The organism is Streptomyces sp. NPDC012508 (assembly GCF_042902595.1).
GTDB lineage: Bacteria > Actinomycetota > Actinomycetes > Streptomycetales > Streptomycetaceae > Streptomyces.
The window spans coordinates 32,776-44,665 of record NZ_JBIBEO010000015.1; the positions used below are offsets into that span (position 1 = coordinate 32,776).

At 75.9% G+C, this 11,890-nt stretch carries 1 protein-coding gene and 1 pseudogene; both read left to right on the forward strand.

Annotated features, from left to right (window positions below):
- The first annotated feature begins 16 nt into the window (after nucleotides 1-16).
- Nucleotides 17-9,718, forward strand: coding sequence for a type I polyketide synthase (locus tag ACFY8U_RS35530; protein ID WP_389576252.1), 9,702 nt, complete (start codon nucleotides 17-19; stop codon nucleotides 9,716-9,718).
- Between the two features lie 70 nt (nucleotides 9,719-9,788).
- Nucleotides 9,789-11,890: pseudogene (locus ACFY8U_RS35535) on the forward strand (type I polyketide synthase); the annotation flags it as partial.

The window sequence follows — 11,890 nt, forward strand, 5'->3', positions numbered from 1 at the left end:
CGCGCAGGGACCGGGCATGGCAGACGATCAGAAACTCCTCCAGTACCTCAAGCGCGTCACGGCCGACCTCGCCGAGACGCGGCAGCGGCTGGCCGAGGCCGAAGGCCGGGAGCGCGAGCCGCTCGCCGTCGTCGGCATGGCCTGCCGCTACCCGGGCGGCGCCGACGACCCCGAAGGACTGTGGGAACTCGTCCGCGAGGGCCGGGACGCCATCGGCGACCTGCCCGCCGCCCGCGGCTGGGGCGTGCCCGGCGGAACCGACGCGCTGCCCGCCCTCAAGGGCGGCTTCATCGACGACGCCGACCGCTTCGACGCCGCACTGTTCGGGATCAGCCCCCGCGAGGCGCTCACCATGGACCCCCAGCAGCGTGTGCTGCTGGAGACCGTGTGGCAGGCGCTGGAGCGGGCGGGCATCCCGCCGCTCTCCCTGCGGGCCACCCGGACCGGGGTGTTCGTCGGCGCCGGGTCCTCCGGCTACGGCGGGGGAGCACGGCCGCCCGAGGGCTCCGAGGGCCACCTGATGACCGGCATGGCGGGCAGCGTCCTGTCCGGCCGGATCTCGTACACCTTCGGGTTCGAGGGCCCGGCCTTCACCGTGGACACCGCCTGCTCGTCGTCCCTCGTCGCCGTGCACCAGGCCGCCCGCGCCCTGCACAGCGGTGAGTGCGACCTCGCCGTCACCGCAGGCGTCGCGGTCCTCGCCGACCTCGGCATGTTCGGCGAGTTCGGGCGCCACGGCGGCCTCGCGCCCGACGGCCGCTGCAAGTCGTTCGGGGCGGGCGCCGACGGCACCGGCTGGTCCGAGGGAGCGGGCGTGGTCCTGCTGGAGCGGCTCTCCGACGCGCGCGCCAACGGCCACCACGTCCACGCCGTCCTGTGCGGGTCCGCCGTCAACTCCGACGGCTCCACCAACGGGCTGACCGCCCCCAACGGCCGCGCCCAGCGCGCCGTGATCCGCGCCGCGCTCGCCGACGCCCGGCTCCTGCCCTCCGAGGTGGACGCCGTCGAGGCGCACGGCACCGGCACCCGGCTCGGCGACCCGATCGAGGCGGAGGCGCTGCTCGGCACGTACGGCCAGGGCCGGGAGGAACCGCTCTGGCTCGGCTCGGTGAAGTCGAACATCGGTCATGCGCAGGCCGCCGCGGGCATGGCGGGGCTGATCAAGATGGTCGAGGCGCTGCGCCACGGCGTGCTGCCCCGCACCCTTCACGCCGGAGAACCCTCACCGCACATCGACTGGTCGACGGGCGCCGTACGCCTGCTGGACGAGGAACGACCGTGGGCCCCGGCCGGGCGGCCGCGGCGCGCCGGCATCTCGTCGTTCGGGCTGAGCGGCACCAACGCCCACATCATCCTCGGCGAGGCCCCCGACCCCGGCGCCGCCGTCCCCGCCGCTTCTCTCGACGCTGCTTCCCCCGACGCCGCCCCGGCCGTGGCCGCCGCTTCCCCTGCCGCCGTTGCCCCCGCCGTGGTGCCCTGCCCGGTCTCCGGCCGCACGGCCGAGGCGCTCGCCGAGCAGGCGCGGCGTCTCGGCGCCGGCCTCGACGCGCAGCCGGACCTGGATCTGCTGGACATCGGGCGTACGCTCGCCACCACCCGTTCGCCGCTGGAGCACCGCGCCGTCGTGCTGGCCGGCGACCGCGCGGAGCTTGCTGCCGGCCTTTCCGCGCTGGCCGCGGGCCGCAGCCCGGCGGGCCTCGTCCGCGGCGAGGCCACCGGGGACGCCCGCCTGGTGTACCTCTTCACGGGCCAGGGCTCCCAGCGCACCGGAATGGGCCGCGAACTCCACTCCGCCTTCCCGGTGTTCGCCGAAGCCTTCGACGCTGTCTGCGCCCGCCTGGACACCGCCACGGGCCCCGGCCTGCGGGAACTCGTCTTCGGCGACGGCGACGGCGACGGCGAGGACGGTGGCGCGCTCGACCGCACGGTCCACGCCCAGGCCGGGCTCTTCGCGCTCGAGGTGGCGCTCTTCCGTCTCCTCGAGTCCTGGGGGATGGCCCCCGACCACCTCGTCGGCCACTCCGTCGGGGAACTGGCCGCCGCCCACGTCGCCGGAGTGCTCTCCCTCGACGACGCCTGCACGCTCGTCGCTGCCCGCGGCCGGCTCATGCAGGCACTGCCGGGCGGCGGCGCGATGCTTGCGGTACAGACCTCCGAGGGCGCGCTGGAGCTGCCCGACGGGGTGGACGTCGCGGCGGTGAACGGACCCGCCTCGGTGACGGTCTCGGGCGACGCGGACGCGATCGCCGCACTGGAGGAGCGGCTGCGGTCGCAGGGCGTACGGGCCAAGCGGCTCACCGTCTCCCACGCGTTCCACTCCCACCTGATGGAGCCGATGCTCGACGACTTCGCGGCCGTCGCCCGGTCGTTGACGTACCACTCGCCGACGCTGCCGGTCGTCTCCACCCTGACCGGCGGTCCGGTGAACGCGGACGGCCTGTGCGACCCGCGCTACTGGGTCCGGCAGGTCCGCGAGACCGTACGGTTCGCCGACGCGGTGTCCTGGACCCATGACCACGGCGCCGGCGTCTTCCTGGAGCTGGGCCCCGGCGGAACCCTCGCCGCCGCCGCCCGCGACAGCCTGCCCGCACCGGGAGCGATGCCGGGCGGCCCGACGGTAGCGGCCACGCTCCGCGCCGGACGCCCCGAACCGGAGACCCTGCTCACCGCCCTCGCCGCCGCCCACACGGCGGGCGCGGCCGTCGACTGGCGGGCCGTCTTCGACTGCTGGGGCGGGCGGCCGGTGCCGCTCCCCACCTACGCCTTCCACCGCGACCGTTACTGGGTCGAGCCCGGCACCGCCGCCCCCGCCGACCCGGTCGGCGCCACCGCCGATCCCGCGGCGGAGCGGTTCTGGAACGCCGTCGAGCGGTCCGACGCCGGCCTGCTCGCCGAGACGGTGGGCCTGTCCGACCCGGCCGCCGTCGAACCGCTGCTGCCCGCCCTCACCCGCTGGCGGCAGGACAACCGGAACCGCGTCCGCGCCGACTCGCTGCGCTACCGGGTGACCTGGCGGCCGCTCACCGGCCTCACCCCCGTCACGGCCGGCGGCCACTGGCTTGCCGTGCTGCCCGCGGAGCGCGGCCACGACCCCCTGGTGTCCGCGGTACCGGCCGCGCTGCGCGACGCCGGCGCCCAGGTCACCGAACTTCCCGTCGGCCTCCTCACACACACCGACCGCGGGGAACTCGCCGAGCTCCTGATCAAGCCCGCCGCCGACGGCCCGTACACCGGCGTGGTGTCGCTGCTCGGCCTCGAGGACATCCCGTCCGCCACCCACCCCGCGCTGTCCGCGGGCCTGGCCGGGACCGTACTGCTCACCCAGGCCGCCGGCGACGCCGGGATCGACGCGCCGCTGTGGGCACTGACCCGCGGCGCCGTCGCCATCGGCTCCGCCGAGCACGTCGGCAGCCCCCGCCAGGCCGCGCTGTGGGGCTTCGGACGGGTCGCGGCCCTCGAACACCCCGGCCGCTGGGGCGGACTGATCGACCTGCCCGACGCCCTCGACGAGACATCGGCCGCCCTGCTGGTGACCCTCCTCACCGGCTCGACGGGCGAGGACCAGACCGCCCTGCGCCCCTCGGGCGCCTTCGCCCGGCGCGTCGCGCCCGCCCCGGCCGCCGACCCGGCCGGCACCGGCCCCGCCGGCCCCTGGCACCCGGCCGGCACCGTTCTCATCACCGGCGGCACCGGCGCACTCGGCGTCCGCACCGCACGGCTCCTCGCCGAACGGGGCGCCGCCCACGTGGTGCTGGCCGGACGCCGCGGCCCGGAAGCGCCGGGCATGGCCGACCTCGCCGCCGAACTCGCGCCCGCCACCCGGGTCACCGCCGTCGCCTGCGACGTCACCGACCGTACGGCGATGGCGGCCATCCTCGCCGAGCACGACGTGCGCGCGGTCGTGCACGCCGCAGGCGTGACCGGCACCGAGGCGCTGGAGAGCACCGATCTCGACACGTTCGCCGGCGTGCTCGACGCCAAGGTGCGCGGTGCCGAGGTGCTCGACGAACTCCTCTCCGACGCCACCCGCGTCGAACGCCTCGTGCTCTTCTCCTCCGTCGCCGGCGTGTGGGGGAGCGGCGGACAGAGCGCGTACGCCGCCGCCAACGCCCACCTGGACGCCCTGGCCGAGCGCCGGCGCGCCGCCGGGCTGCCCGCCACCTCGGTCGCCTGGGGCCCCTGGGACGAGGCCGGCATGGCCGCGAGCGACGACGTCCGCGCGCACCTCGCCCGGCGCGGCCTTCCGCCCATGGAGCCCGCGCTGGCCACCACCGCGCTGGCAACCGCCCTCGACCACGACGAGACCACCCTGGTCGTCGCCGACGTCGACTGGCAGCGCTTCACCTCCGCCTTCCAGGTCTCCCGGCCCGCCCGCCTCTTCGGCGAGATCCCGGAAGCAGCCGAGACGGCGGCCGTCACCGCCGCCGAACCCGCGGCGGTCCGCGCCGACTGGGCCCGGACACTGGCCGAGCTGCCCGCTCAGGACCGCTCCGCCCCCCTGATCGAGATGGTCCGCGAGGAGACCGCCGCCGTGCTCGGGCACCCCTCCGTGGAACCGGTCGGCGTCCGTGCGGCCTTCCGCGACCTGGGCGTGGACTCGCTCACCGCCGTCGAACTGCGCGACCGGCTGGCCGCCCGCACCGGCCTGGCCCTTCCCGCGGGCCTGGTCTTCGACCACTCCCGGCCCGTCACGCTCGGCGAGCACCTCGCCGCCCGTCTGGGCGACGACACGCCGGCGCCGTCGGCCCACGCGGTACGGGCCCCGGTGGCCGACGACGACCCCGTCGCCGTGGTCGGCATCGGCTGCCGCTTCCCCGGCGGCGTACGGACCCCGGAGGACTTCTGGCAGCTGATCGCCCGGGGCGAGGACGCCGTCACCCCCTTCCCCACCGACCGGGGCTGGGACCTCGGGGCGCTCCTCGACGCGGCAGGCGACACCCCTGCGGCCAGCTTCGGCGGCTTCATCGACGACGTGGCGGGCTTCGACGCCGGCATGTTCGGCATCTCGCCCCGCGAGGCGCTGGCCATGGACCCGCAGCAGCGGCTGCTCCTGGAGACCGCGTGGGAGGCCGCCGAACGGGCCGGGGTCGCCCCCGGGTCGCTGCACGGCAGCGACACCGGCGTCTTCGTCGGCAGCAACGGCCAGGACTACGGCTACCTGCTGCTCGGCTCCGGTGAGAACGTCGAGGGGCACCTGACCGCGGGCGTCACCGGCGCGGTCCTCTCCGGCCGGCTCTCGTACACCCTCGGCCTGGAAGGCCCCGCGGTGACCGTCGACACGGCCTGCTCCTCCGGCCTGGTCGCCGTCCACCTGGCCCTGCGCGCCCTGCGCGACGGCGAATGCTCCCTGGCCCTGGCCGGCGGCGTGTCGGTGATGACCACCCCCGGCCCGTTCACGGAGTTCAGCACCCTCGGGGGCCTCGCCCCCGAAGGCCGCTGCAAGTCGTTCGCCGACAGCGCCGACGGCACCGGATGGGGCGAAGGCGCCGCCATGCTGCTGCTGGAGCGTCTCTCCGACGCCCGCCGCAACGGCCACCCGGTCCTCGCCGTGCTGCGCGGCAGCGCCATCAACCAGGACGGCGCCTCCAACGGGCTGTCCGCGCCCAGCGGCCCCGCCCAGCAGCGGGTGATCCGAGCCGCGCTCGCCGCCGCCCGACTCGCCCCCACCGACGTGGACGCCGTCGAGGCACACGGCACCGGCACCGCGCTCGGCGACCCGATCGAGGCGGAGGCACTGCTCGCCGCCTACGGACAGGACCGCGCCGAGCCACTGTGGACCGGCAGCGTGAAGTCCAACATCGGCCACACCCAGGCCGCCGCCGGAATCGCCGGCATCATCAAGATGACTCTGGCGATGCGCCACGGACTGCTGCCCCGCACCCTGCACGTGGACCGGCCGACCACCAAGGTGGACTGGTCCGCCGGGGACATCGCGCTCCTCACCGAGGCCCGCCCCTGGCCGGCCACCGGCAGGCCGCGGCGCGCGGGCGTCTCATCGTTCGGCGTCAGCGGCACCAACGCACACGTCGTCCTGGAGGCCCCCGCCCTCGAGGACACCGCGCCCAAGGCCACCGACCCCGAGGACACCGGCAACGGCGCCGCCACCAGCCTCGACGCCTCCGCCCCCGACACCGCACTCCCTCTGGTGCTCTCCGCCCGTACCCCCAAGGCCCTGCGAGCCCAGGCCGCCGCCCTGCACGCCCACCTGGCCGGCCGGCCGGAGAGCGGCGCTCCAGGGGCGGCCGAGGACGACGGGACGCGACTCGCCGACACCGCGTTCACCCTGGCGACCGCCCGCACCCCCATGGAGCACCGCGCCGTGGTCGTCGGCACGGACGGACACCAACTCCTCGACGCGCTCGCCGCGATGGCCGCCGACCGGCCCCACCCGGCCGCCGTCACCGGCCGTGACACCACCCCCAAGGTGGCGTTCGTCTTCCCCGGGCAGGGCACCCAGTGGGAGGGCATGGCGGCCGAACTGCTCGACGAGTCACCGGTGTTCGCGGCACGGTTCGAGGAGTGCGCGCACGCCCTCGCGCCGCACGTCGACTTCGTACCCGCCGACGTGCTCCGCCGCCGTCCCGGCGCCCCCGGCCTGGAGCGCGTGGACGTCGTCCAGCCGCTGCTGTGGGCCGTGATGGTGTCGCTCGCCGAGGTGTGGCGGGCGCACGGCATCACCCCGTCCGCGGTCATCGGCCACAGCCAGGGCGAGATCGCCGCCGCCGTCGTCGCCGGTGCGCTGTCCCTGGCCGACGGCGCCGCCGTGGTGGCCCTGCGGGCCAAGGCGCTCACCCAGGTCGCCGGCCAGGGCCGGATGCTGGCGGTGGCGCTGCCCGCCGACCGCGCCGAGGAGCGCCTGACCCCTTACGCCGGGCGGATATCCCTCGCCCTGGTCAACGGCCCCCGCTCGGCCGTGGTCTCCGGCGAGCCGGTCGCCCTGGCTGAGCTGGAGGCCCAGCTCGCCGCCGACGGCGTACGGTGCCAGTGGCTGCCCTTCGACTACGCCGCGCACTCCGCGCAGATGGAGGCCGTCCGCACCGGCGTCACCGGCGCGCTGGCCGCCGTGGCCGGCACCCCGCGCAGCTCCGATGTGCCCTTCTACTCGTCGCTCACCGGCGACCGGTTCGACACCGCGGGCGCCGACGCCGACTACTGGTTCACCGGTCTCCGTGAGACCGCCCGCTTCGACCGCGCCGCCACCGCCGCGCTCCGCGACGGACACACCCTCCTGATCGAGGTCGGCCCGCACCCCGTGCTCACCGCCGCCATCCAGGAGACCGCCGCCGAGGCGGGCCGCACCGTCGCCGCGCTGGGCACCCTGCACCGCGGCCGAGGCGGCCGCGAACGACTGCTGACGAGCCTGGCCGAGGCCCACGTCCTGGGCGCGCCGGTGGACTGGCGCACGGCACTGGAGCCCTGGCCCGGTGCCCACCTCACCGACCTGCCCACCTACCCCTTCCAGCGCACCCGGTACTGGCCCAAGGCGCGCGGCGCCGACCCGGCCACCGCCCCGGCGGCCACCGCCTCACCGGCCGAGTCCCGCTTCTGGGCGGCCGTCGACGACGGGGACGCCAAGGCCGTGGCCACCACGGCGGGCCTGGACGCGGCAGACCTCGCACCCCTGCTGCCCGCACTGTCCGCCTGGCACCGCGACACCCGTGAGCAGGAGACCGTCGCCGCCTGGCGGTACCGCGTCACCTGGAACGCCCTGGAGGAACAGCCCGCGCCCTCCTGCTCCGGGCGCTGGCTGCTGGTGGCCCCCGACTCCGCCGCCGCCACGGCCGAAGCCTGCCGCGCCGCCCTCACCGAACGCCAAGGCGAGACCGACGTCCTCCTCGTCGACCCCGCCGACACCGACGCGGCCGAACTCGCGGACCTGCTCCGCGACCACGTCGCCCCCGGCGAACGGCTGCGCGGCGTGGTCTCCCTGCTCGCCCTGGACGAGGCACCCTGCACCCGCCACCCGGCCCTCACCGCCGGACTGGCCGCGACCCTCCACCTGCTGCACGCCGCCCTCGACACCGATCCCGGCCCGCTGTGGACGCTCACCGCGGGCGCCGTCGGCACCGGCGACGACGAGGCGCCCGTCAGCCCCGACCAGGCCGCCGCCTGGGGCCTCGGCAGGGTCGCCGCCCTGGAACACCCCAGCCACTGGGGCGGCCTGATCGACCTGCCCGCCCACGGCCTGGACGGCGAACCGCGCCTGGCCGCCCGGCTCGCGGCCGCCCTGACCCGCACGGACGGCGAGGACCAGATGGCCCTGCGCGCCCGCGGCACCTACGGACGGCGGCTGCGACACGCCGAGACCACCCCCGTACCGCCCGGCACCGGATGGCGGCCCACCGGCACCGCCCTCATCACCGGCGGCACCGGAGCCATCGGCGGCCACGTCGCCCGCTGGCTTGCCACCGAGGGAGCCGAACACCTCGTCCTGCTCAGCCGGCGCGGACCCGAGGCCCCCGGCGCGAGCGACCTCGCCGCCGAACTCACCGCACTCGGCGCCCGCGTCACCGTCCGTGCCTGCGACCTCCAGGACCGCGCCGAGGTCGCCCGCACCCTCGCGGAGCTGGCCGCCGACGGCGTCACCGTCCGGACCGTCATGCACACCGCCGGCCTGGGGGAGCTCGCACCCCTCGCCGACACCGGCGTCGCGGACCTGGCCCGCCTGATGGGCGGCAAGGCGGCCGGCGCCCGGCACCTCGACGAACTGCTCGACCCGGCGGCCCTCGACGCCGTCGTCCACTTCTCGTCCGTCTCTGCCGTGTGGGGTGTCGGAAGCCACGGTGCGTACGCCGCGGCCAACGCCTACCTCGACACGCTCGCCGAACTCCGCGGCCACGAAGGCGCTCACGTCCGCTCCGTCGCCTGGGGACCGTGGGACGGCGGCGGCATGGTCGAGGCCGGCGCCGCCGAGCTGATGCAGCGCCGCGGCATCCCCCTGCTGCGGCCCGGCCCCGCCATGGTCGCGCTGCGCCAGGCACTGGACGCGCCAGAACCGGCGGTGGCCGCGGCCGACGTGGACTGGGCGGGATTCGTGCCCTCCTTCACCGCGCTGCGCCCCAGCCCGCTCCTCGCCGACCTGCCCGAGGTGCGCGCGCTGACGACGGGCCGGCCGGACGAGGACGCGACGGACGGCACGACCGGCGACGAGGAAGGGCTGCGTGCCCGGCTGGCCACGCTGTCCGCCGTCGAACGCGGGCGCGCCGTGGTGGAGCTGGTACGGACACACGCCGCCGTCGCGCTCGGCCACACCGGAGCCGAGGAGATCGAGCCCGAACGCACCTTCCGCGACCTCGGCATCGACTCGCTCACCGCCGTCGCCCTGCGCGACCGGCTGACCGCCGCGACCGGACTGGCCCTGCCCGCCACCCTCGTCTTCGACCAGCCGACACCCGTCGCGCTGGCGGAGCACCTGGGCGGCCTGCTGCTGCCGGAAGCACCCGAGGACGCCGACGCCCTGCCGTCGGCGGACGAACTCGACCTGCTGGAAGCGGCGCTCGCCCGCCGCGCGGACGACGACCTCGACCGGGTCCGGATCGTGATGCGACTGGAGTCGCTGCTGTCCCGGACCCGCAACGGGCCCGATACCGCCGCGTCCGCCGACGCCACGGCCGACGGCGACGGATCCGTCGACGCGGCCGCACTGGCCGACCGGCTCGGCAATGCCACGAACGACGAACTGTTCGCCCTGGTGGAGAGGGACCTGGGACTCAAGTGAACGCCGCCGCCCCGAGGGCCCTCAGGAGAACACGATGAACGACGAAGCCGCCACGAGCCCCACCGAGCGCAAACTCCGCGACTACCTGGGCCGGGTGATCGCCGAACTGCACGACACCCGCAGGCAACTGCGCGAGGCCGGCGCCCGGGACCCGGAGCCCATGGCCGTCGTCGCGATGGCCTGCACCCTCCCCGGAGGCGTGCGCTCGCCCGACGACCTGTGGCGGCTGCTCGCCGCCGGCGGGGACGGCGTCACGCCCTTTCCCGACGACCGGGGCTGGGACGACACGCCCCTGGCGGCGGCCGACGGCGTCGCCGAGGCCACGGCCTCCCAAGGCGGCTTTCTGCACGAAGCGAGCATGTTCGACCCCGCGTTCTTCGGCATCAACCCGCGCGAGGCGCTGGCCATGGACCCGCAGCAGCGGCTGATCCTGGAGGCGGCCTGGGAGACGATGGAGCGGGCGGGAATCCACCCCGGCACGCTGCGCGGCAGCCGTACCGGCGTCTTCGTCGGCACGAACGGACAGGGCTACGGCAACGGCATGCAGGCCGGCCTGGCCGGCACCGAGGGCTACCAGCTCACCGGCGCCGCCACGTCCGTACTCTCCGGACGCATCGCCTACACGATGGGCCTGGAGGGGCCCGCGGTCAGCGTGGACACCGCGTGCTCCTCGTCGCTGAGCGCCCTGCACCTGGCCATGCAGGCGATCCGCAACGGCGACTGCTCCCTCGCCTTCGTCGGTGGCGTCACGGTCATGCCCCACCCGGTCGGCTTCCACGAGTTCAGCCGCCAGAGCGGCCTCGCCTCCGACGGCCGGTGCAAGGCGTTCTCCGCCGACGCCGACGGCATGGGCATGGCCGAGGGCGTCGCGATGATCCTGGTGGAGAGGCTCGCGGACGCGCGGGCCGCCGGTCACCCGGTGCTCGCCGTGGTCCGCGGCTCCGCCGTCAACCAGGACGGCGCCTCCAACGGCCTCACCGCCCCCAGCGGCCCCGCCCAGGAGCGCGTCATCCGCGCCGCCCTCGCCAACGCGCGCCTCACCCCCGACCAGATAGACGTGGTCGAGGCCCACGGCACCGGCACCGCGCTGGGCGACCCGATCGAGGCACAGGCGCTGCTGGCGACGTACGGCCGCGACCGCGCCCAGCCGCTCTGGCTCGGCTCGCTGAAGTCCAACATCGGGCACACCCAGTCCGCCGCCGGTATCGCCAGCGTCATCAAGATGGTGCTGGCGCTGGGCCACGGCACGCTGCCCCGTACGCTCCACGCCGACGTGCCCACCCCGCACGTGGACTGGTCGGCCGGCAGCATCGAACTGCTCACCGACCAGCGCCCCTGGGAGCCGGGCGAGCGCCCGCGCCGGGCGGCCGTCTCGTCCTTCGGCATCAGCGGCACCAACGCCCACGTGATCCTGGAGGAGGCGCCCCCCGCCGCGACGGCACCGGCCACCCCGCGCCGCACCGGCCCCGGCGTGGTCCCGCTGCCGGTCTCCGGGCGTACCGCGCAGGCCCTGTCCGCGCAAGCGGCGCGGCTGCGCGTCTTCCTGGACGAAGCGCGGGAGAACGCTGCCGCCCCCGCCGAACTCGTCGATCTCGCCTACTCCCTCGGCGCGACCCGCCAGTCCCACGAGCACCGCGCCGTCGTCCTTGCCTCGGACCTGGAAGCCGTCCAGGCGGGCCTGCGCTCCATCGAGGAGGGCACGGCCGGCACCGGTGTGCTCACCGGGGCCGTGCGGCCGGGGCTGACCGCCTTCCTGTTCAGTGGTCAGGGTGCGCAGTACGCCGGTATGGGGCGTGAGCTGTATGAGGCGTTCCCGGTGTTCGCGGACGCGTTCGACGCGGTGTGTACGCGGGTGGACCTCGAACTGCCTCTGCGGGACGTCGTGTTCGGGGAGGATGCGGAGCTGCTGGCGCGTACGGCGTACACGCAGCCTGCTCTGTTCGCGGTCGAGGTGGCGTTGTTCCGGCTGGTGGAGTCCTGGGGCGTGGTCCCGGACGTGCTGGTGGGTCATTCGATCGGTGAGCTTGCTGCCGCGCATGTGGCCGGAGTGCTGTCCCTGGACGACGCATGCCGTCTTGTCTCGGCGCGTGGTCGGCTGATGGATGCGCTGCCGTCGGGCGGCGCGATGCTGGCCGTGGAGGCCGCCGAGGGTGAGCTCGAGCTGCCCGAGGG